General features: G+C 67.6%; 18 protein-coding genes. 5 read left to right on the forward strand and 13 right to left on the reverse strand.

Going from position 1 to position 22,295, the window contains the following annotated elements; all coding sequences use genetic code 11:
* Window positions 1-6 precede the first annotated feature (6 nt).
* The 6 genes from ACYQ6W_RS13450 to ACYQ6W_RS13475 all read right to left on the reverse strand — a co-directional run bounded on the left by ACYQ6W_RS13450 (window position 7) and on the right by ACYQ6W_RS13475 (window position 9,462).
* Window positions 7-3,243: an efflux RND transporter permease subunit gene (locus ACYQ6W_RS13450; protein WP_459675916.1), complete on the reverse strand. Its 3,237-nt coding sequence runs from the start codon at window positions 3,241-3,243 to the stop codon at window positions 7-9.
* Window positions 3,240-4,481 (reverse strand): efflux RND transporter periplasmic adaptor subunit, encoded by a 1,242-nt coding sequence (locus ACYQ6W_RS13455; RefSeq protein WP_459675917.1) that lies wholly within the window; start codon window positions 4,479-4,481, stop codon window positions 3,240-3,242. The genes ACYQ6W_RS13450 and ACYQ6W_RS13455 overlap by 4 nt, the downstream gene beginning before the upstream one ends.
* Window positions 4,482-4,489: 8 nt before the next feature.
* Window positions 4,490-6,028 carry an efflux transporter outer membrane subunit gene (locus tag ACYQ6W_RS13460; protein ID WP_459675918.1) on the reverse strand — a complete coding sequence of 513 codons (1,539 nt, stop codon included), beginning with the start codon at window positions 6,026-6,028 and terminating at the stop codon, window positions 4,490-4,492.
* Window positions 6,029-6,080: 52 nt separating this feature from the next.
* A complete protein-coding gene (locus ACYQ6W_RS13465; protein WP_459675919.1) occupies window positions 6,081-7,106 on the reverse strand; it encodes a glycosyltransferase family 2 protein in 1,026 nt (341 codons plus the stop codon).
* 13 nt (window positions 7,107-7,119) lie between these two features.
* Entirely contained in the window at window positions 7,120-7,602 is a 483-nt protein-coding gene (locus ACYQ6W_RS13470; protein WP_459675921.1) for a GtrA family protein, read from the reverse strand.
* 87 nt (window positions 7,603-7,689) lie between these two features.
* Window positions 7,690-9,462, reverse strand: coding sequence for a protein kinase domain-containing protein (locus ACYQ6W_RS13475; RefSeq protein ID WP_459675922.1), 1,773 nt, complete (start codon window positions 9,460-9,462; stop codon window positions 7,690-7,692).
* A gap of 162 nt (window positions 9,463-9,624) precedes the next feature.
* Between ACYQ6W_RS13475 and ACYQ6W_RS13480 the strand changes: the two genes are divergently transcribed.
* On the forward strand, window positions 9,625-10,104 hold the full coding sequence (locus ACYQ6W_RS13480) for a L,D-transpeptidase family protein (protein WP_459675923.1): 480 nt from the start codon (window positions 9,625-9,627) through the stop codon (window positions 10,102-10,104).
* Between the two features lie 254 nt (window positions 10,105-10,358).
* Window positions 10,359-11,114, forward strand: a complete 756-nt coding sequence (locus tag ACYQ6W_RS13485; protein WP_459675925.1) for a response regulator transcription factor — start codon at window positions 10,359-10,361, stop codon at window positions 11,112-11,114.
* Between the two features lie 45 nt (window positions 11,115-11,159).
* Here the strand turns inward: ACYQ6W_RS13485 and ACYQ6W_RS13490 are convergent, their stop codons facing one another.
* Window positions 11,160-11,975, reverse strand: a complete 816-nt coding sequence (locus tag ACYQ6W_RS13490; protein WP_459675926.1) for an HpcH/HpaI aldolase family protein — start codon at window positions 11,973-11,975, stop codon at window positions 11,160-11,162.
* Between the two features lie 154 nt (window positions 11,976-12,129).
* Here ACYQ6W_RS13490 and ACYQ6W_RS13495 point away from each other — a divergent pair, with 154 nt between their 5' ends.
* The gene (locus ACYQ6W_RS13495) at window positions 12,130-12,888 is read left to right on the forward strand and encodes a GolD/DthD family dehydrogenase (RefSeq protein ID WP_459675927.1); all 759 of its coding nucleotides are present in this window, start codon (window positions 12,130-12,132) and stop codon (window positions 12,886-12,888) included.
* On the opposite strand, the gene ACYQ6W_RS13500 is transcribed toward ACYQ6W_RS13495, so the two are convergent.
* The 3 genes from ACYQ6W_RS13500 to ACYQ6W_RS13510 are packed head-to-tail and all read right to left on the reverse strand — an operon-like array spanning window position 12,881 to window position 15,758.
* The gene (locus ACYQ6W_RS13500; protein WP_459675929.1) at window positions 12,881-14,050 is read right to left on the reverse strand and encodes a glycosyltransferase family 61 protein; all 1,170 of its coding nucleotides are present in this window, start codon (window positions 14,048-14,050) and stop codon (window positions 12,881-12,883) included. The genes ACYQ6W_RS13495 and ACYQ6W_RS13500 overlap by 8 nt on opposite strands.
* A 17-nt stretch (window positions 14,051-14,067) precedes the next feature.
* The gene (gene rlmN, locus ACYQ6W_RS13505; protein ID WP_459675930.1) at window positions 14,068-15,276 is read right to left on the reverse strand and encodes a dual-specificity RNA methyltransferase RlmN; all 1,209 of its coding nucleotides are present in this window, start codon (window positions 15,274-15,276) and stop codon (window positions 14,068-14,070) included.
* Window positions 15,273-15,758, reverse strand: a complete 486-nt coding sequence (locus ACYQ6W_RS13510) for an invasion associated locus B family protein (RefSeq protein WP_459675932.1) — start codon at window positions 15,756-15,758, stop codon at window positions 15,273-15,275. The genes rlmN and ACYQ6W_RS13510 overlap by 4 nt, the downstream gene beginning before the upstream one ends.
* A 100-nt stretch (window positions 15,759-15,858) precedes the next feature.
* Here ACYQ6W_RS13510 and ACYQ6W_RS13515 point away from each other — a divergent pair, with 100 nt between their 5' ends.
* Both ACYQ6W_RS13515 and ACYQ6W_RS13520 read left to right on the forward strand, forming a co-directional pair.
* Window positions 15,859-17,106: a class I SAM-dependent methyltransferase gene (locus tag ACYQ6W_RS13515; protein ID WP_459675933.1), complete on the forward strand. Its 1,248-nt coding sequence runs from the start codon at window positions 15,859-15,861 to the stop codon at window positions 17,104-17,106.
* A 158-nt stretch (window positions 17,107-17,264) separates the two neighbouring features.
* Entirely contained in the window at window positions 17,265-17,894 is a 630-nt protein-coding gene (locus ACYQ6W_RS13520) for a trimeric intracellular cation channel family protein (RefSeq protein ID WP_459675934.1), read from the forward strand.
* A gap of 46 nt (window positions 17,895-17,940) precedes the next feature.
* Here ACYQ6W_RS13520 and ACYQ6W_RS13525 read toward each other — a convergent pair whose 3' ends face one another.
* The 3 genes from ACYQ6W_RS13525 to ACYQ6W_RS13535 all read right to left on the reverse strand — a co-directional run bounded on the left by ACYQ6W_RS13525 (window position 17,941) and on the right by ACYQ6W_RS13535 (window position 22,295).
* A complete protein-coding gene (locus ACYQ6W_RS13525) occupies window positions 17,941-19,317 on the reverse strand; it encodes a sugar porter family MFS transporter (protein WP_459675935.1) in 1,377 nt (458 codons plus the stop codon).
* Window positions 19,318-19,402: 85 nt separating this feature from the next.
* Window positions 19,403-20,800, reverse strand: a complete 1,398-nt coding sequence (locus tag ACYQ6W_RS13530) for an MFS transporter (RefSeq protein WP_459675936.1) — start codon at window positions 20,798-20,800, stop codon at window positions 19,403-19,405.
* 34 nt (window positions 20,801-20,834) lie between these two features.
* Complete coding sequence (locus ACYQ6W_RS13535; RefSeq protein ID WP_459675938.1) at window positions 20,835-22,295, reverse strand: efflux transporter outer membrane subunit; 1,461 nt, start codon at window positions 22,293-22,295, stop codon at window positions 20,835-20,837.

Raw genomic sequence — 22,295 nt, forward strand, 5'->3', positions numbered from 1 at the left:
GGCCGCTCAGCTCGCCGTTCCGGCCGCCGCCCGGCGGGCGCGCGTCCTCGGCCGCAGGCGCTCCATCGCGAGATAGATGACCGGCGTGGTGTAGAGCGTCAGCAGCTGGCTGAGCAGCAGGCCGCCGACGATGGTGATGCCGAGCGGCTGCCGCAGCTCCGCCCCGGCGCCCCCCTCCAGCATCAGCGGCAGCGCGCCGAGAAGAGCCGCCATCGTCGTCATCATGATCGGGCGAAAGCGCAGCAGGCAGGCTTCCTCGATCGCTTCCGCCGGGGTCTTGCGCGCGTGCAGCTGCGCCTCGATCGCGAAGTCGATCATCATGATGGCGTTCTTCTTGACGATGCCCATCAGCAGCACGACGCCGACGAGGGCGACGATCGAGAGATCGTTGCCGGTCAGGATGAGGGCGAGCAGCGCGCCGATGCCGGCGGAGGGCAGGGTCGAGAGGATCGTCACCGGATGGATCATGCTTTCGTAGAGCACGCCGAGCACGATGTAGATCACCACGACCGCGGCCAGGATCAGCCAGGGTTCGGAGGCAAGCGAGCTTTGGAACTCGGCAGCATTGCCCTGGTAGCTGCCGGTGATCGTTGCCGGCATGCCGATTTCCTGCTCGGCACGCGTGATGGCCTTGATCGCTTCCCCGAGGGAGACGCCGGGCGCGAGATCGAAGCCGATGGTCGCCGCCGGAAACTGCTCGTCATGCATGATCGACAGCGGGGAGACGGTGCGTGTGACGGTCGCGAAGGCGCCCAGCGGGATCTGCGCCGAGGTAGAGGAAGAGGTGCCGGTGGAGGCGCTGCTCGTCGCCGTCTGAGTATTGGAACTGCCTGAGGAAACCGATGTCGAGGAGGAGGACGAGGTGGTGCTGTTGGCGCTGTTGCTGTTCGCGTTGGTGCCGCCGCTGCTGCTCGTGACGTTGCCGGGGAAGTAGAGCCGGTCGAGCATGGCCGGGCTCGTCATGAACTCGGGCGCGACTTCCAGAATGACACGATACTGGTTCGTCTGGCCGAAGATGGTCGAGATCTGCCGCTGGGCGAAGGCATCGTCCAGGATGTTCTCGACGGTCTGCATGGGCACGCCGAGCCGCGCCGCCTGAGCCCGGTCCACCTGGATGGAGACGGCGGCACCATTGACCTGCTGGTCGCTGTTGACGTGCTCGATCTCCGGCAGGGTCGCGAGTTTCTGCACGAGTTGCGGCACGAACTGGTCCAGCGTCGCCTGATCGGTGTCCGCCAGGCGGTATTGATAGGCATTGGCCGTTACGCTGGTGCCGAGCTGAATGTCCTGCACGGCCTGATAGTAGATGGTGAGGCCGGCGATCTGCGCGGCCGCCTGGCGCAGATCGGCGATGATCGACTGCACGTTCGGGCGGCTGCCGATAGGCGCGAGGGTCACCGTGATCTGGCCGGAATTGGGCGTGGTGTTGGTCGTGCCCGTGCCGACGACGGAGACCACGTTGGTCACGCCGGGGACGTGGCGAAAGGCCGCGGCCGCGCGGTCCTGCAGCGCCACCATCGCCGGAATCGAGATGGTCTGGGAGGCTTCGGTGATGGCGATGACCGAGCCGGTGTCCTGGCTCGGCAGGAAGCCCTTGGGCACGATCACGTAGAGCAGGATGGTGCCGACCAGCGTCGCCACCGAAATCAGCAGCGTCAGCCGCTGCCGCCGCAGCACCCAGCGCAGCGTCACCCGATAGAGGCCGAGCAGCCGCATGAAACCCGCTTCCGCCATGCGCGCGGGCCAGCCGGGCCGTTCCGCGGCGGCGGGCTTGAGGATGCGTCCGCACATCATCGGCGTCAGCGTGAGGGAGACGACGGCGGAGACGATCACCGCGACTGACAGCGTGACCGCGAATTCGTGGAAGAGCTTGCCGACCACGCCGGTCATGAAGAGCAGGGGGATGAAGACGGCGATGAGCGAGATGGTGAGGGAGATGATGGTGAAGCCGATCTGCCGCGCACCGCGATAGGCGGCTTCCAGCGGCGGATGCCCCTCCTCGATGAAGCGCACCACGTTCTCGATCATGACGATCGCGTCGTCGACCACGAAGCCGGTCGCGATGGTCAGCGCCATCAGCGACAGGTTGTCGAGCCCGTAGCCGAGGAAATACATGATCCCGAAGGTGCCGATCAGCGACAGCGGCAGGGCGACCCCCGGGATGATGGTGGCCCGCACCGATCCCAGGAAGAGATAGATCACGAGCACCACGAGCAGCACGGACAGCAGCAGCGTGAACTGCACGTCCCGTACGGAAGCGCGGATCGTCGTCGTGCGGTCGCTGACGAGTTGGATCTTCACCGCGCCGGGCAGCGAGGCTTCGAGCTGCGGCAGCGCCTCCTTCACGAGATTGGCGGTCGCGACGATATTGGCGCCCGGCTGACGCTGGATGGAGAGCACGACGGCAGGCTGCCCGTTGAAGCGCACGTCGGTCTGGTTGTTCTCCATCCCGGTCACGACGGTCGCGACGTCCCGCAGCCGGACGGGGGCGCCGTTGCGATAGGTGATGACGAGGTCGGAATAATCCTTCGCCGTCTCCAACTGGTCATTGGCGCCGACCGTCACCGCCTGTGCCGGCCCGTCGAAACCGCCCTTGGATCCGTTCTGGTTGCCGTCGGTCACCGCGTTGCGGATGTCTTCGAGCGACAGGCTGTAGGCGGCGAGGCGCGCCGGGTCGGCCTGGATGCGGAAGGCCTGGCGCATGCCGCCCAGCACCGTCACCTGGCCGATGCCGCTGATCTGCGCGAGCTTCGGCTGCAGCAGCGTTACCGCGTCATCCGCCAGGGTGTAGAGCGGTACGGTCTTGGAGGTCAGCGCCAGTGTCAGGATCGGCGTATCGGCCGGGTTCACCTTCGCATAGGTCGGCGGATAGGGCAGCGAGGTCGGCAATGTGCCACCGGAGGCATTGATGCCCGCCTGCACATCCTGCGCCGCATCGTCGATGTTCCGGTCGAGCGAGAATTGCAGAATGATCTGGCTGAGCCCCTGGGAGCTGGTCGAGGTCATGCCGACCACGCCCTGAATTTCACCCAGCTGCCGTTCGAGAGGCGCGGTGATGAGCTTGGAGATCGTATCCGGCCCGGCGCCCGGCAGCTGCGTCGTCACCTCGATGGTGGGGAACTCGACCTCGGGCAGGGAGGATACGGGCAGCTCCATGTAGCCGAGCAGGCCCGACAGCAGCACGGCGACGGCGAGCAGCGCCGTCGCGATCGGCCGCGCGATGAAAGGCGAAGAAACGCTCACTGGGTCTTCGCCGCTTTGCTCTTCGAGGCGTCAGCGTCGCTCTTGCCGGTGGGCGTCGTCGCCGTCTGCTGGCCTTGGGCGTCGGACGGCATGATCGTCACCTTGGAGCCGTCGCTGAGGCGCGAGGCGCCCTGCAGCACCACCTGATCGCCGGCGGCGACGCCGCTTTGCAGTACGGCGCGCTTGTCATCCTGCTGGCCGACGGTGACGTTCACCTGCTTGACGGTTCCGTCCTTCTGCAGAACGTAGACGAAGCTCTGGCTCGGCCCGGTCTGCACGGCGGCCGGCGGCACGGTCAGCACGTCCTTTAGCGTCTTGACCGTCAGGTGCGCGGTGACGAAGCCGCCCGGCCACAGGTGCTCGTCGGTGTTCGGGAAATAGGCCTTCAGCTCGATGGTGCCGGTGGTGCTGTTCACCTGGTTGTCGATGACGCCGAGCGTCGCCGTCTCTTGCGGGCCGCTGGTGTCACCTTCGGGATCGACGGAGACGGGCAGCGGCCCCTGCCGCGCGCCGTCGATGATCTGCGGCAGGTTCTGCTGCGGCAGGGTGAAGACGACAGCGATCGGCTTCAGCGTGGTCAGCGTCACGATGCCCGTGCTGCTGCCGGCGGAGACGATGTTGCCGATGTCGACGTTGCGGACACCGAGACGGCCGTCCACCGGCGCGCGGATGGTGCAATAGTCGAGATTGGTCTGGGCCTCGGCGATCGCCGCCTTGTCCTGTTCGATCAGGGCGCGGGTCTCGGCCACCGTCGCTTCCTCGTCCTCGGCCGTCTGCTTCGAGATGTAGGAGGTGCCGGACAGCTTCTGGTAGCGCGCGAGGTCGCGCAGCGCGCCGGCGAGCGTCGCCTGGTCCTGCGCCAGCTTACCGCGATCCTGGTCCAGCGTCGCCTGATAGGTGCGCGGATCGATCTGCGCCAGGATGTCGCCCTTCTTCACTTCCTGGCCTTCCGTGAAGTCGATGGAGACGATCGGCCCCGTGACCATCGGGCTGATGGTGACGGTGTTGGAGGCCTGGACGGTGCCGAGGCCGGTCAGCACCACCGGCACGTCCTGCTTCGTGACGGTGACGACCGTCACCGGCGTCGCCTGGTCCTTGGGCGTCTTGTCCCGCCGGCCTGCCGCCTGCGCGCCATGAAGCGCTGGCGCGGCCAGGACCAGGGTAAGGGCGATGCCCGCGAGACGCAGGCGGGTGCGGCCCCGGATATGGGCGGGGCGCGGGGTCATGTCGTCCGTCATCGTCAGGCTCACGGAATGGGGGAGGGGTTGATGGCGGGCACCGGCGCCGCGGTCGCGGGCGTCGTCTGTTGCCAGCCGCCGCCGAGCGCCTGCATCAGCGCGACGGAGGCCTGGAAACGGGCGAGCTGCACCGTCACCAGCGTGTTCTCGTCGGTCAGCTGAGTCTGCTGCGCCGAGAGCAGCGTGGTGATGTCGACCGTGCCGGCATCGAGCTGCGCGCGCGCGACGTTGCTCGCGAGCGTCGCCTGCTGGACCGCCGCTTCCTGCAGCTGCTGCTGCTGGGCGGTGTAGTAGAGCTGGGTCAGTGCGGTCTCGACGTCCGTATAGGCCTGCAGCACCGCTTCCTGGTAAGAGGCCACCTTCTCCTTCGCGAGGGCGCGGTCTTCGGCAACCTGGCCGGACAGGGCGCCATTGTCGAAGAGCGTCTGGGTGACGCTCGCGGCCGCATTGATCACCAGGGATTGGGGGGTCAGCAGCCCGGCGAGGGCGCCGTTCTCCCAGCCGATGGAGCCGGACAGGGTGAGCGATGGAAAGAGCGCCGCCCGCGCCGCGCGGGTGGTGGCGACGGCGGCGACGAGATCGGCCTCGGCCTCCGCCACGTCGGGCCGGCGGCGTAGCAGTTCCAGCGGCAGGCCCGGCACCGCCGGCGGGATGCTGAGCGTTGTCAGGGAGCCCGGATGGATCGCGATCTCCTCCGGCGGTCGGCCGACGAGGATGCCGAGCGCGATCACTTCCTGGCGTTCGAGGGAGACCAGGTTCGGGATATTAGCACGCTGCCCGGCGACGAGGGCGGCCTGCTGGGCCACGTCCAGCATCGAGGCGTAGCCTGCCGCGAGACGCCCCTGCTCGACCTGCAGCAGTTGCTCAGCGGCGGCGAGATTGCGGCGGGCGACCTCCAGCTCGTCCTGATAGGCGAGGGCCTGGAAGTAGGTGTCGGCGACATCGGCGACGATGGTCAGCGCCGTCACCTGCGCCGCATAGCGGGCCGACATGGCGCTGGCCTCGGCCGCTTTGAAGGTCGCACGGTTCTTGCCCCAGAAATCCACTTCGTAGGAGGCGGAGAGGGTCGCGCTATAGGTGCGGGTGTCGACGATGCCGGCACCTACCCGGGTGAGCGTGCCGTTGTTGTTGGCGACCAGGCTGCCGCTGCTGCTGGTGCCGCCGGCGTTCACCTGGCTCCAGCTCACGCCGGGCGAGCCGCTGACGCTCGGCAGCAGCGCCCCACCCGCGACGCGGACGGCGGCATCCGCCGCTTCCACCGCCGCGATCGCGCCCTGCACCGTGTAGTTATGGGCGATCGCCTCCTGCTCGAGCTGGTTGAGGTCAGCCGAGCCATAGCCTTCCCACCACCGCGTCGTCGGCCAGATCGGCGCCGGGCCGCGGGTGTCGGTGCCACTGGCGGTCGTGGCACCGGGGGAGGTGAAGGCGGCCGGCACGGCGGAGGCCGGCTTATGGTAGTCGGGGCCGAGATCGCAGCCGGCGAGCGGCAGCAGGGGCAGGATGCCGAGGGGCCCCAGGGCGAGACGGCAGAAAAGGCGACGGATCACGCAATCCCCTGTGGTCGAAGGACATGGCCCCAGTCAGGGCGCTGGCCCCGCCTTAAGGTCGCTTTGTAACAACGCTATGTCCGGAATGTTTCCGGCGGGACGATGGCAAGGCGACCCAGACCTCGCGCCGCAGACGCGCGAAGGGGCCGCCCCGCCATATCGTATCGGTTATACGCAGATAATCCTGCGCGGCGACCGACAAGGGCCGTGCCGGCTCGGGCAGCGGCAGGCGCAACCCGGCCCGCATCCCCGCAAGGCCCTGCGCCAGCAAGCCGATACGGAGGCTCCGCAACGAATAGGCAAGCACGCGCAGCAGAAGAGCGGAGCGCGAGGTTTTCCATTTGCGGGCGATGTAGAGCCGGTTGCGGAGGTAGAGAAACCAGCGCGTCTCTTCCCAGCCGACGCGCGCTGCCATCGCGAGCTTGTGATGGACCGCGAGATCGCCCGCATGCATCAGCCGCCATCCTCGGTCGATGGCGCGGAGGGCGAAGTCGAACTCCTCCCAGGTGAAGAAGAGCGTGGCGTCGTAACCGCCCACCGCGTCCCAGGCGGCGCGGCGGATGGCATGGCCGGCGCCGACGAAGGTGGCGGCGGCGAAGCGGCCGGCCGCCTGCGGTCGCAAAGCCTCGGGATAGCCCCAGGAGGCATGATCCTCGTCGCTGCCGTCCTCATTCATGATGCGAAAACCGAGCACGGCGAGATTGGGTTCGGCATCGAGCAGGGCTACGGCCCGGGCGGCGACCGTCGCATCCGCAAAGGTCGCGTCATTGTCGAGCACGAGGATCGCGCGGCCGTGGCCGAGCGCGGCCGCGCGGTTGCGGCCTTCGGCGACCCCCAGATTCGCCCCCGCAGTCACCAGCACCGCGTCCTCCCGCCCCTCGATGAGCCGGCCGAAACCGGCGAGCGTCGCCGCGTCGGAGCCTTGGTCGAAAAGGATGAGATGCCGGCTGAGGTCGGTCTGGCCGAGGGCGGAGCGGATCGCGGCCTCGGTTTCGGCGGCGCGGCCGAGGCAGAGGATCAAGATGTCGCCATCGTAGCCGGCGGCGTCCGGAAGACGGCCGGCCAGGATGCGCATCATGCCGAGGCGATGGTTACCGGAAGACGATCCGGCGGGACATGACGAAGTTGACGCCGAGGCCGGCGATCGACCCGGCCGCCAGGGCCAGCACCGGATGCGCGACGCAGATCGCCGTGGTCGCGATCAGGGCGATGTAGACGCCGCGGTTGAGCACGAAGCCGATGGCGTTGGTGCCGAGGTAGCGCAGCCACTCGTGGTGCAGTCGGCCGGTGCTCGCGCCCCGGAAGGTCCAGATGCGGTTGAGGAACCAGTTGCCGGTGGCGGCCACGAAGAAGGAGAGGAGACCCGCCAGGATCAGGCCGAGCCCGAAGACGAAATGCGCCGTGTAGACGAAGGCGTTGTCGACCAGGAAGCCCGCCGTGCCGACCACGCCGAATTGCAGGAACTGGCGGACGAGCGGGCCATGCCGCCCGGCCAGGCTGGCGAGCCCGCCAGCGCGGTCCGCAGGCGCCCGCGGCTCTTCGTGGATCGGGAGGGATGGTGCTGATTCGGGCAAAACGGCGTTCTCTCGGCTTGCGGCGGGCGCCTCTTACCACCGGGGCACCGCCCGGGTCATCCCGCGAGAAGGGCGTATGCATCCTCATCATGGCGGATGCAGGGCAAGGGTCGCCGCCAGCGCCAGGGCCAGCAGGATGGCGAGGCCGCGCCAGAAGGCGAGCGGGCTGAGCAGGCGGAAGGGGTTCAGACGAGGACCCTTTCGCTTGCGCCCGAAGCTGTGGTCTCGCAGGGCGGCGGCGAGATCCTTGGCAAGGAGGGCGGCCTGTTGCGGCCGCTTCGTGGGGTCGAGCTCGAGTGCCTGCGCGATCGCATCGGCAAGCCGTGGCGGCAGGTCGGGCCGCTGACGGCCGAGCGCGTGGCGGATGTCCGCCCCGGGCCGCGGGAAATGGCCATAGGCCGCGAGCCGGTAGAGGATGACGCCGAGGGCGTAGACCTCGCTGCGGTCATCGGGGCCCGCGGTCCCGCGCAGCAGTTCGGGCGCCATGTAGCGGATGGTGCCGGCGAGGCCTTGGGCTGCATCCGCCTCCACCCCCGCGAGATAGGCGAGGCCTAGATCGAGCAGCCGCAGGCCGCCGCCCTGCAGCAGCATGACGTTCTCGGGCTTGAGATCCCGATGCAGCACCTGCACGGCGCGCAGATCCTCCACCGCCCGGCAGAGCTGGATGCCGATGGAGACGATGTCCTGTAAGGCGAAGCGTGGCTCGCGGGCGATGCGATTTTCCAGTGTCTCGCCTCGGTATTCGGGCATGGCGATATAGAGGCAGGAGCGCCGGCCCGGTTCCGCCGGCAGCACGCGCCCGACGACCGGGCTGTGAATGGCCGTGCCAATCCAGCTCTCGCGCGCGAAGCCCGCCTGAAACACGCGGTCGGCCAGCATCGCGGGAAGGGGGAATTTCAGAACCACCGCCTCCTTGCTGCGGAGATCGACGGCACGTTTGAGCAGGGTATAGGCGCCCCGGTGCAGCGTGCGGCCGATGCGATAGCCGTCCAGCACCTCGCCCTCCTGCGGCACCGGTGCCAGCGGCAGGTCGGCCAGCATCGCCTCGGAGGCGGCAACCGTCGGCTCCGGCAGGCTCTCGACGTCGAGCACGATGATCGAGCGACTTGGCGGCGCGTCTTCCCCGTCTCCCCCGGCGCCGCGCGGACGGAAGGGGAAGGCGGCGAGCCGCTCGGCCAGGACCTCGGCGACTTCGTAGGAGCGGCAGAGCGTCGTCAGCGCCCGTCCGTCGATCGACCCGTTGAGGCTGGTGGGGCTGCGCGTCTCACTCAGCAGGATATAGCGGTCGCCCGGCAGCACCGGCTCTTCCTGATAGTCGAGCAGGATACGATCGTCCGTGCCCAGGGCGCGGCGCAGCTGGAGGGACTGGCCAGCGAGGCGGAAGAATTGCGGCGTCGTCAGATGCGTGACCTCGCCTGCCCGCATCCGCAGCACCATGCCGCCGCCGATCTGGAGAATGGCCGCGATTCGGCCGGCGAAGACGACGGCGGATAGCGAGGCGGCAAGGCCGGGGCGCGTTGCATCGACGCCGCGCGAGGCGAACATCCAGCGGTTGATGGCGGTCAGCGCCTGCTGCAGCGCTTGTGCCGGGCCGAGCGTCGGCCGGGCGCCGTAATATCCTTCGGCGAGACCACGCAGCGCGACGAGCGATGGACGTTCGCCCGGGGTCGCGACCTCGGCCGTCGTATCCGCATTGTGCGCGACGGCCGCGAGGATCCCGCGGGGAGAGCCCGCCGGTGATGCCTCGGCAGCGGGACCGGTCGTCAGAAGCGCGTCCGAGCCGGGTCCGGGCACGATGACCCGGTGCAGCACCCACCCGCCGGATGTGAGGGTGTCTCGTGGGGTGGCGGGATGGTCCATCGCCCTTGGGGTACCTCTACGGCATGCATGCCGGACGATAGCCAAGCAAACGGCGGGAAAGGTAACAAAAATCTGAGGACAATTTCATGTTTCGGAAGGCTGCCGCGCTAAAGCCTGCCACATTCCTGGTATAGCCACCCGCTCATGACTTACGGAATAATGATGTCCGACGGGGTTTTACGGCTCGAATCAGAGCGATACCCTGCCTGCTTCGGTCGTGGCGGTATCAGGACCGATAAGGAGGAGGGTGATGGCGCGACGCCGGTCGGGCTGCTACCGCTGCGTCGTGTCTTCTATCGAGCGGACCGCGTGCCGCCGCCGCGCGCAGCGGTGCCGATCGAGCCCCTGGCACCGCAGGATGGGTGGTGCGACGATCCGGCGGACAAGGCGTATAATCGATACGTGCGTCTTCCCTATGCGGGTCGGCACGAGGCGCTTTGGCGGGACGATCACGTGTATGATGTGGTGGGGGTATTGGGATGGAATGACGATCCTCCGGTCTCCGGGCGCGGGTCGGCGATCTTTCTGCACCTGACGACGCTGGAAAGAGGGCCGACGGCAGGGTGCATTGCGCTCGATCTCGTGCATTTGCGGGAGGTTCTGGCCAATGGGCTGCTCGGTATCGAGGTTCGTTCCGCCTGAGGGACGACGAACGGCTTGCCAAGAGCGGTGGCGCGGGGCAGCCAGGGCGATCGATATCCATGTGCTCGGCTTTTTTCTCGTCAAGAAAAAAGCACAAAGAGATTGTAGTAAACTTCGTGAGGTGCCCCATATCGTGCTCGACATGAATAGGACCGGGGTCGAGCCGGGTAAGAATTCGTCGGCGGGTGCTGCGGCTTCGTGCTGCGTCCCGCTGGCAGGCCTCGAAACGCAGGCCTGGAAATTGGAGACGGTCTATGTCTGATACGGTGGCGCAGGACGAGAGGAAGAAGGTGACAGAAAAGCCGAACGGAGATGAGCGGGCGATCCTCATCGTGGATGACGATCTGGCGCTGCGATCCACTCTGGCCGAACAGCTGGTGATGGATGGCGAGTTTCGGGCGACCGAAGCCGGCTCGGTCGCCGAGGCGGACGAAGCCCTGGGCAAGTCGGGCGTGCGCTTCGATGCGCTCATCCTCGACGTCAGCCTGCCGGACGGTGACGGCCGGGACTATTGCACCCAGCTGCGCGAGCGCGGCTTCAAGCTGCCGATCATCATGCTGACCGGATCGGCGGAAGAAACCGATGTGGTGCGCGGCCTCGATTCGGGCGCCAATGATTACGTGTCTAAGCCGTTCCGTCTGTCCGAACTCATGGCCCGGCTGCGCGCCCAGCTGCGCATGTTCGAGAACAGCGAGGATGCGGTCTTCAACATCGGCCCCTACGTTTTCCGCCCGGCGACGAAGCTGCTGCACGAGCCGGTGAAGAACCGCCGCATCCGCCTGACGGAGAAGGAAGCGGCAATCCTCAAATTCCTCTATCGCGCGGGTGCGAAGCCGGTGGCGCGCCAGGTGCTCCTGAACGAGGTGTGGGGCTACAACGCAGCCGTCACCACCCACACGCTGGAGACGCACATCTATCGTCTGCGGCAGAAGATCGAGCCCGATCCCAGCAACTCACAGCTGTTGATCACCGAGGCCGGTGGCTATCGCCTCGATCCCAAGGCGAGCTGACAACGACGTGAGCCCCGCGGCGGTCCTGGCCGCGGGCGACGGAGTTCAATAACCGCGGCCGGTGCCCCCGGCCGCGGTTTCTGTTTCTGCCCCACGCATCTCGGCAAGCATTCCCCGCGCGCCCTCGGCGATGAAGAGCGTGTCCGAGCCGACGCTGACGAAGTTGTATCCGAGCGCGATCATGCGCTTGGCATAAGTGGGGCGGGCGTTGTGGATCCCCGCGATCTTCCCGGCGGCGCGGGCCTTGCGCCCGATCTCCGCGATGGCGGCCATCACCGCGGGATCTTCCTGATCCAGCCGGGGCGTGCGACCGAGCGCGAGCGACAGGTCGGACGGCCCGACATAGACCGCATCGATCCCCGAGACGGCCAGAATGGCGTCGAGATTGGCAAGCGCGCTCGGCGTTTCGATCATCGCGAAGCGCAGGATCGTCTCGTTGGCACCGGCGAAATAGCCGGGGCCGCCATAGAGGCCCGCGCGGATCGGGCCGAAGCTCCTGCGGCCGCGCGGCGGATAGCTGGTCGCTGCCACGAAGGCTTCGACGTCCGCGGCGCTCTCGATCATCGGACAGATGACGCCATAGGCGCCTGCGTCCAGGATCTTGCCCAGGATGCCCGGCTCCAGCCAGGGTGCGCGCACAACGGGCACCGTGCCCGTCGTCGAGATTGCCGTCAGAATCGGGGCAAGATGATCGTAGTCGATCAACCCGTGCTGCATGTCGACGGTCAGGCTGTCCCAGCCCGCTTGGGCCATCAACTCTGCCGAGAAGACCGCCGGAATGCCGAGCCAGCCGTTGACCACGGAACCGCCCGCGTCCGTGATGCTGCGGATGCGATTGGGCCGGATGTCGCTCGCCGCCATGGCACGTCCTCCTTTTCCGTCTTGGCCGCGAGGTTAGACCGGTGGTGCTGCGGCGGCCATAGGGCGGGGCGGCTGGCCTCGCTCCGCAGGCCATGGGATAAGCGGCGGGGCCGCCGAGACGAGCGTGCCGAACCGGGGAGCGAGAGGAAACGCGATGCCGAAGACGCTTGAACAGGCCTATGATCTGAGCGGACAGGTGGCGCTCGTCACCGGCGGCGCGCGGGGCATCGGGCTCAGCATCGCGACGCTTCTTGCCGAACAGGGTGCCCGCGTCGTCCTCGTCGATTCGAACCCTGATGTCGCCTCCGTCGCCGAGGGGCTCGGGGAGGGCTGCTTCGGCCTCGTGGTGGACGTGCGAGACGCGGCGGCAGTGGAAGCGGTGGTGGCCGAGATTCACGGCCGCACGGGGCGGATCGACATCCTCGTCAACAACGTCGGCGTCGGCGTCGTCGCCCCGGCGGCGGAGCTTTCGAACGACATCTGGGACCTGACGATGAGCGTCAACTTGCGCGCGACCTTCCTCTTCTCGCGCGAAGTCGGTCGCCACATGATCGCCCGCGGCTATGGCCGCATCGTCAGCATGGCCTCCCAGGCCGCGCTCGTAGCTCTGGACGATCACGTCGCCTATGGCGCGAGCAAGGCCGGCGTCATCGGCATGAGCAAGGTTCTCGCCCTCGAATGGGGGCCGAAGGGCATCACCAGCAACACCATCTCGCCCACCGTCATCAACACGCCCATGGGCAAGATGACCTGGGTGGGTGAGCGTGGGGATCGTTTCCGCGCCAAGATTCCGGTCGGCCGCTTCGGCGAGGCGGAGGAGATCGCCCATGCCGTGCTCTATCTGGTCAGCCGCGCCGCCGGCATGATCAATGGCGAGAACCTCGTCATCGACGGCGGCTACACCATCACCTGACCGGTGCGGCCCAGGGCGGCTCGCCCGGTGGTGGCGGGCGGCCCGGCCAGGCGCAGAAGGCGTCGAGGAAGGCCACGAACCGCGTCTCGTCCACGGTGAAATGCCCTTCCACCGGCACGCCATCCCCCATGAAAGCGTTGTACTGGCGGCGCAGGCCGCCGATGTCCGACTGGGTGAAGTTCATCACCCCGAGGGAGGCAAGCCGGCTGCCCGGGCGAGAGAAGAGCGCGGTGTGCAGCGCGCTGCCGGAGAGGCCGATGATGCTGTCCGCGTCGTGGAAATGGCCGACCTGCTCGGGCCAGCTCAGCTCTTCCATGGCGACCGGCACGAAGCCGTGGCGGGCGGCGGCGATGGCCACCAGCCGCTCCTCGTTCAGGCAAAGGCGGGTGGGGGCGGCCGGATTTGTATAGCCGCGCCGCACCGCGAAGAGGCGCCGCGGCCGGTCAGTGGCGGGCAGATTCAGGACGCGCAGACAATCCTCGATCAGGCGGTTCGCGAAGGGGTGAAAGCCCGCATCCTGCAGAAGAAGCGTCGGCACCAAGGCATGGCGCAGCGCCACCTGCTCGGTCGCGGGGTCGAAGAACACCATGTCCTCCCGCGGGATGCCGAGGGCGGTTTCGAGAATGGAGAGCAGCCAGGCCGGGCTATCGGCCGTCAGAAGAATGCCGTAGCGCAACCGCGTTCCCGCAAAAGCGCGACGGGCCACGAGGAGGCGAAACAGCATTTCCATCACGAAATGCCCATAGACCTTCGTGCCGTGGCCGACGGCTACCAGACAAGGCCGATCGATGGCGCGCACAGGCAGGCGGGTGGTGGCATGGAGAGCCTCCCAGCCGCCCGGGGCGGCCAGCTGCTCCGCGACATAGATGGGCATGATTTCGGGCGCGGTCACCAGGCGATTCCCGAGCCAGAGATGGCCCTCCCCAAAAATCCGTGCGCCAATCAGCGAATAACAGGCGACGTCGTGCTCGATCCAGGCGGAGTGGCGCGCATGGTAGTCAGGCAGCCATTCGTTGGAGAAAGACTCGGTGCCGGGGATCAGCGGCAGGCGCAGCCACTGGCCGCTGGCAGGCGCGAGTTCGCGCCGGATGATCGTGGCGCCCTCCGCGATCAGAGCCGGCAGATCGTCAATCGTCTCTAGCCCGTCCTGACCCGCCATCATCCGCGATGCAGCACCGCTCAGGCGCCGGCTTCTGGGGCCTCGGGCGCTCGCCTGCGGGCAAGCTGCGTCTCGGTCTTGAGCTGGCCGCAGGCGGCCAGGATGTCCTGCCCGCGCGGTGTGCGCACGGGAGAGGCGTAGCCCGCATCCATCACGATATTGGCGAAGCGACGGATCGCGTTGTTGCTGCTCGTCTCGTATTTGCTGCCTGGCCAGGGGTTGAAGGGGATGAGATTGACCTTGGCGGGCAGGCCGGCGATCAGCCGCACCAGCTCGCGCGCATCGGCCTCGCTGTCGTTCACGCCCTTCAGCATGACGTATTCGAAGGTGATGCGCCGCGCATTCGAAGCCGGCGGGTAGCGGTGGCAGGCGGCGATGACCTCGGCGATCGGGTATTTGCGGTTGAGCGGCACCAGCTCGTCCCGCAGATCGTCACGCACGGCATGCAGCGAGACCGCGAGGTTGACGCCGAGTTCCGCGCCGGCCCGGTCCATCATGGGCACGACGCCGCTGGTGGAGAGGGTGATGCGGCGGCGGGACAGCGCGATGCCCTCTCCATCCATCACGATCTTCATGGCCTTCGCCACGTTCTCGTAATTATAGAGCGGCTCGCCCATGCCCATCAGCACGATGGTGGAGAGCAGGCGGGGCGTCTCGCCCTTCGGGCTCGGCCACTCGCCATAGCTGTCCCGCGCCGCCATGAACTGGCCGACGATCTCGGCCGAGCCGAGATTGCGCATCAGGCGCTGCGTGCCGGTGTGGCAGAAGGAGCAGGAGAGGGTGCAGCCGACCTGGGAGGAGATGCAGACGGCGCCGCGGTCCTCCTCCGGATCGGGAATGTAGACGGTCTCCGCTTCCTGGCCGTCACGGAAGCGGAACAGGAATTTCCGCGTTTCGTCCGTGCTGGTCTGGACGACCGCGGCCTGCGGACGGCCGACCACGAAATGCGCGGCGAGTTTTTCGCGCAGCGGCTTCGCCATCGTCGTCATGCGGGCGAACTCGGTCTCGCCCTGGTGGTAGATCCAGTGCCAGAGCTGTTTGGCGCGGAAGGGCTGCTCGCCGATCGCGGCCATGGCCGCCGTCAGCTCCTCCCGCGACAGGCCGACGAGATCCTGGCGCCCATCGTCCAGCCGGGCCGGCGGCGGCGCGAAGAGCGCAGCCTTGGCGAGGATGCGCGCGGCATCCTCGGGCGCTGGGCCGGCAGTCCTAACGGGCGGGATCGCGTTCACTGGGCGGGGCAGGCCTTGGTGATGGCACCATAGGCGGCGGTGAAACCGGCGAGCGAGAATTTCAGGCTCTTCTTGCCGTCCTTCGCATCCCAGTTGGCGGTGGCGTCATTGCCCTTCTGCATATCGATGACGGCAGCGCGGCCGTCGCGCGCGAAGGCGCCCTTGCCCGAGGTGTAGAAGGACATCGCCGGCTGGCTGTCGATCTGCACCGCGACCTCGCTCTTCGCGGGATAGGGGCCGGTTGCGTTCACCACCACCTCGTCGCGCGAGGTCGGCCGTTCGGAGACGATGATCATCGCCGCATTGGCCGTCTTCTGGCTGCCCACCGCGCGGGTGAAGGCGTAGCAGACATGGGTCTTGCCGACGGCATATTCGGCGGCCGTCCAATCCGAGAAGACCCCGAGGGAGGTGGGACCGTCGGCGGCGAGGGCCGGGCTCATGGCGCCGGCCAGGAAGCAGGCGGAGAGAAGGATCTTGCGCATGGCCGATGCCATAAGGGACCAGCCCCCCGCTTCGCAAGTGAAGCTTCCCGCAATGTCTGCATGTCTCGCCAGCGCAGGCGCAACAAGCTAAAGCGGCGCCATGAGCGATGACACCGACGCCCAACTCGCCGCGCAATACGAGGCCTATCCCTATCCGGAGCGGAACCCGAAGGATGAGGCGAAACGCCTCGTCATCGGCAGCCCTTCACACCTGCGTGAGATCGATTACTGGGTCTTCGGCGCGCAGCGGCCGCAGAGCGCGCCCTTCCGCGCCTTGGTCGCCGGCGGCGGCACCGGGGACGGCACCATCATGCTCGCGACGCATCTTCAGCGCCGGGGCATGGGCGGCCGCGTCACCTATCTCGATCGCTCCCAGGCTGCGATGCGCATCGCCCGCGCGCGGGCGGAGGCCAGAGGGCTCACCAACATCGACTGGGTGGAGGGTTCGATCCTCGACCTGCCGCGCCTCGGCCTCGGCCGTTTCGACTACATCGATTGCTGCGGCGTGCTGCATCATCTGCCCGAGCCCGCAGAGGGCCTCGCCGCGCTGGAGGGCGTGCTCGCTCCCGGCGGCGGCATGGGGCTGATGGTCTATGCGCCCCATGGCCGCACCGGCGTCTATATGGTGCAGGAGGCGCTGACCCTGCTGGCACCCACGGAGGAACCACCATCGACGCGGCTCGACATTGGGCGCCGCGTGATGCGCCACCTGCCGGAAAGCAACTGGCTGCGCTTCAATCGCAACTTCACCGACCACATCAACGGCGGCGATGCCGGGCTCTACGACCTGCTGCTCAACCCACGGGACCGCGCCTTTACCGTCGCGCGCTTCGCGGATCTTCTGAGCAGCGCCGGCATGGCGGTCGCGGCCTTCATGGAGCCGCTGCGCTATGACCCCGCGACCTGGCTGCCGGACCCCAAGCTGCGCGCCCGTACCGCGGCGCTGGAGCCGATGGCGCGCGCGGCGCTCGCCGAATCCCTCACCGGTAACATGAGCGTCCACATCGCCTATTGCCGCCGTGCGGCCGAGCCGGTTGAGCGCGCGGACCCGATGGCGCCCGATGTGGTGCCGGTGATGCGTGAAATGCCGGGCGTGGAACTAGTGAAATCCATCCAGCCGGACGGCAGCATCGCCTTCCTCTTCGACGGGTTGCGCGCCGTGGTGCCTCTGCCGCCGCAGGCGCCCGCCATCCTGCAGGCGATCGACGGGGAGCGTAGCCTCGCCGATCTCGAAACGCTCTTCGCCGGGCGCGGAATGACGCCGGAGAAATTCCGCCGCGCCTGGGGCCAGGTCTTCGCGGCGCTGGAGCCCGTCAACCGCGTGCTGCTGGCAGCGCCCCAGTCATAACCGGCCGGTCCGGGTGCTGGCCTCGTCTGGCTGACCTGCGGACGTGATCCTGCCTGGCCAAGCGGCGGTCGGTTACATGAGAGCCCGGAACCGACACCTGGATCTTCCTACCGTGCGTCATCCCTGCCCTCATGCCGGCGCCCAGGCGCGAGCCTGACATGGAGTCCGCGACCCTCCTCGTCCATGTGCTCGACCTGATCGGCACCTTTGTCTTCGCGATCAGTGGGGCGGCGCTCGGTGTCGAACGGCGGATGGATCTCTTCGGTGTCCTCGTTCTCGCCTTCGTCACAGCGGTTGCCGGCGGCACCGCGCGCGATCTACTGATCGGCGCCGTGCCGCCCGATTCCATTGCGAGCTGGCATAACCTCGCGCTTGCCATCATCGCAGGCGGGCTGGTCTTCCGCTTCTTCGGGCTTTTCGCGTCGCTCAGGCATCCGGTGCAGGTTTTCGACGCGGCGGGGCTCGGCGTCTTCGCGGTCGCAGGTACGCAGAAGGCGCTCGACCACGGCATCAACGGGCCGATGGCCGCCATGCTGGGCGTGATCAGCGGTATCGGCGGCGGCATGGCGCGGGATGTGCTGACGGCGCAGAGCCCGACAGTGCTGCATGCCGAAATCTATGCGGTTGCGGCGCTGGCCGGGGCCCTGGTGGTTGTGGCGGGCGGCATGACGGGCCTGCCGACCGTGGCCGTCGCGCTGGCCGGAATCGCCCTCTGCGTTTTTCTGCGCCTGATGGCCCTCTATCGCGGCTGGCGCCTGCCAGTGGCGCGCCCGCCGGGCGCCCCTTGAATTCGCCCGAGTAGACAAACGCTTTCTGTTTGAAACAGGGTCTGGTTCAGCGGTCGCCTTCCAACTCCCTCTCGATCTCCTCCAGCGACCGCCCTTTCGTCTCGGGCACGAAATACCAGGTGAAGGCGGTCGCCAGCGCCGTCAGCCCGGCATAGAGAAAGAAGGTGCCGCTGCGCCCGATGCCATGGGTGAGGTCGAGGAAGGTGAGCGACACCACCATGTTGCACAGCCAATTGAGCACGGTCGCCATGCTCATGCCCCGCCCGCGGATGGCCAGGGGAAAGATTTCCGCAATCATGAGCCAGAAGACCGGGCCGAGGCCGATCGCGAAGAAAGCGACGTAGACGGCGATGAAGGCTATGATGAGCCATGCGACGATCTGGCCACCGCCGAGGCCGATCGCGAAGCAGATGCCGATGGCGAGCAGCGCGCCGAACATGCCGGCTTGCCCCACCAGCAGCATCTTCCGTCGGCCCGTGGAATCGAGCATACGGGCGGCGAGAACCGTGAAGAGGAAGTTGACGAGGCCCACGCCTGCCGTCGCCAGAATGGCGCTGGTGGTCGAAGCGATGCCGCTGTCCTTGAAGGTGGTGGGCGCGAAGTAGATCACGGTGTTGATACCGGTGACCTGCTGGAAGACGGCGAGGCCCATGCCGATGAGTAGAGGCCGACGGGCGGAGCTTTTGAAGACCGCGCTCCAAGGCGCACGGTTCTTGGACTCTCCCCCGATGTCCTGCCGCATCTGGTCGAACTCGTCGGAAGGATCGCTGCCCGGCCGCAACCGGTCCAGCGCCGCCTCTGCCTCCTTCTCCTGTCCGTGGCCGAGCAACCAGCGGGGGCTTTCGGGAAGCAGCATCATGCCGCCGAAAAGCAGCAGGCCGGGAATGGCGCCGATGCCGAGCATATAGCGCCAGACCGGCCCGAAGGTGCGGTCTGGCCCATGCCCGAGAAAGGTCAGCCCGTAGTCGATGAGATAGGAGAGAAACAGGCCGAGGGTCAGGAAAATCTGATTGAGCGTGACGATGCCGCCGCGCTTGTCGCGCGGTGCCATCTCCGAAAGGTAGAGCGGCGTCAGCATCGAGGCGACGCCGATCGCGATGCCCACGATGCAGCGCCCGGCGAAGAGCACGCCAAGGCTCCAAGCGATGGTGCAGAGCATGGCGCCGAGCGCGAAGACGATGGCCGTGATCAGCAGGATGATGCGCCGGCCGAAGCGGTCGGACAGCCAGCCCGCGAAGGCCGAACCAATGGCGGCCGCGCCGAGGGTCGCAGCCACCAGGAGCCCCTGCAGGCCGTGCGACATATTGAAGTCGTGACGGATGTAGAGCAGCGCTCCGGAGATGACGCCAGTATCATAGCCAAACAGCAACCCGCCGAGGCCTGCGACGATCGCGATCGTTCGGAATCCCATCGAGCGCTGCATCGCGCTTCTCCCTTCCGCCGTCCGTGCAGCGGAAGACTGGGACCTCGATCCAAGCGATCAACTCACAAGGCCCTGAGAAGCGCGATCAGCCTGTGCCGGTCGCCGGCACCGCACCCGGCACGCGCAGCCGCATCAGGCTCAGCCCCATGGCGATGATGGCGAAGACGCAGGCGAGCCCCATGGCGACCGGCATCTGCCCGTGATGCGGAAAGAGCTTGAAGACGACGGCGCAGAAGGTGGCGCCGAAGGTCTGGCCCGTCAGCCGCGCGAGGCCCAGCATGCCGTTGGCGGCCCCCGACCGGTGGCGCGGGGCGGACCCCATGATCGCCCGGTTGTTGGGGGATTGGAACAAGCCGAAGCCGGCACCGCAGATGGCGAGGCGCCAACAGATCTCCCAATTGCTCGGATGCGCGGGCAGGAGGGCGGTGAGGCCGAGGCCGATCGCATAGACGCCGAGGCCGATGCCGCCCAGCAGTCCGGCGGGAAACCGATCCGACAGACGCCCCGCGATCGGCGCCACCACCATCACCAGCAGCGGCCAGGGCGTCATCAGCAACCCCGTCGTGACCTCGCTGCGGCCGAGCACGTCCTGCACGAAGAAGGGGATGGAGATGAAGGCGAGGAGCTGGGCGCAGAAGGAGAAGCTCGAGGTCATGATGGACAGACGGAAGAGCGGAATGCGCAGCAGGTCGAGTGGCAGCAGCGGCTCGGCGCGGCTGAGCTGGCGGCGCACCAGGACGACGCCGGCACAGAGGGCGACGGCGATTTCCCCGCAGCCCTGCACCCAGGTCGTCCCGTGGGACAGTTCCATGATGCCGAACATGCCGAGGCCAAGGCTCAGCGCGCAGAGGATGGCGCTGACGAAATCGTAGCGCATGGAGGACTGGTGGCTCAGCGGCAATGCGCGCCAGGCAACGGCGAAGCAGGCGAAGCCGATCGGCACGTTGATCGCGAAGAGCCATTCCCAATGGGCGACGGCGAGGATCGCGGAGGCGATGGAGGGCGCGGCGGCGGTGGAGGCAGCAACGGTCAGGGCGTTGATCGACAGACCCTGGCCGAGCTTGGCACGCGGATAGGCGAAGCGGATGAGCGCGCCAGAGACGCTCATCTGGCCTGCCGCCCCGCAGCCCTGGAAGATGCGGGCGACGGTCAGCTGGTCCAGGGTCGAGGACAGGGAGCAGGCGAGGGAGGCGCAGGTGAAGAGCACGATGCCCCAGAGGAAGACGCGCTTGTAGCCGTAGATCTCGCCCAGGGCCGCGATGGGCAGCAGCAGCACCATCACCGCGATCTGGTAGGCGTTGATGATCGAGACGCTGTCATGCGCGCTGACATGCACGTCCGTCGCGATCGTCGGCAAAGCGACGTTGGCGATGGCGCCGTCCAGCACGGCCATGACGAGACCGAGGGCGACGGCAAGGACGGCCCAGAAGCGCTGCGGCTGGGGCAGCCCGTCTTGCGGAATGGCGGTCGAGAACCCCGTCACACCGGCAAACCGATTGTCTGTTCAGGGATCATAGTCACTCTGCCTTCGCGGCTGAGGGTTCGGGGGGATCGAGCACGACGGTCTGCCAGCCGCCGCCGAGCGCCTTGTAGAGGCTGATGTAGTCGGTCACGAGGGCGAGATCGCTCTGCGCCACCTCGTCGCGGGCGGCGAAGACCGTACGCTCGTTGGTCAGCACCGTCAGGAAGTCCGTCAAGCCGGCGTGATAGAGCCGGGTCGACTGATCAAGCGCCTTCTGCGCGTCGCTGACGGAGGCGACGAGGGACTCATGCGTCTGCCGCTCGGTCTGGATACGCACCAGCGCGTCCTCCACCTGCTGCAGGGCGGCAAGCACCGTCGACTGATAGTTGAGCCGCGCTTCCTCGGCGACGGCGCGGGCTTCCTTGATGCGCGCGTTCAGCCTGCCGCCGGCGTAGAGATGCTGCGTTCCCTGTATCGCCGCCGTGAAGGTGACGGCGGCGCCCTGAAACAGCGTCTCGATGGCGCTCGATTGCGGCGTCAGGGTCAGCGGAATGGCGAAATGAGGTAGTTCGGCCGCAACCGCCACGCCAATCCGGGCATTGGCGGCGGCATATTGCATCAGCGCCTCGTGCACGTCCGGCCGGTTGGCGATGACGACCGAAGGTACCGTGTCCGGCACCGTCGCGGGCGTCACCATCAGCGGTCGCGGTTGCTGCAGCATCGCCTCGAGATCGCCCGGATTGCGGCCGAGGAGCACGCCGATCGCATGCGCCATCACGGCGACCGTCGCACGCAGATGGGGTAGGGTGGATTGCGTCTGTTCCAACTGGGAGCGTGCCTGCAGCACCTCCACCGTGGTGCCGATGCCCTGCGTCTCCAATTGCTGGCTGTAGGTCAGCACGGCCTGCGCCGTCTTCACGTTCTGCTCGCCGATCGCAAGCTCGTCCTGCGCCGAGCGCAGCGTCGCATAGTCCGTCGCGACTTCCGAAAGCAGGCTTATCAGCAGCGCGCGCCGATCGGCGAGCGTTGCCTCCACATTGTAGCCGGCAGCCTCCGTCGCGCGCCGGTTCTCGCCGAAAATGTCGAGTTCCCAGCTCGCGTCGAAGCCGATCTGATAATAGTGGTAGTTGCCGGTGCCCGGCGGCCAAGTCAGCTCCGTGCTGGAACGGGCGCGGGTATAGCTCGCACCGAAATCCACCTGCGGCAGGCTGCCGGCGCGGGCCTCCACTTTCTGTGCGCGGGCCTGGATCAGGCGCTGCCGGGCGGCCTGCAGGTCGAGATTGCCGGCGATCGCCTGTTCCACCAGCCGGTCGAGCGTCGGGTCGTCGAAGGACTGCCACCAGCGCTGGAGCTGCGTGTCGGCGAGCGCGATCTCTGTGGGCGTGGCGGGCTTCTCGGCGAACTGGGCCGGCAGGTCGAGCTTGGGGGCGTGGAAATCCGGGCCCACCGTGCAGCCGGCGAGCAGGACGGCGAGCGGTGCGGCGAGTGCCGTCGCTTTCAGGGATGGCGCCGTCAT

Source organism: Acidisoma sp. 7E03, assembly GCF_054665075.1.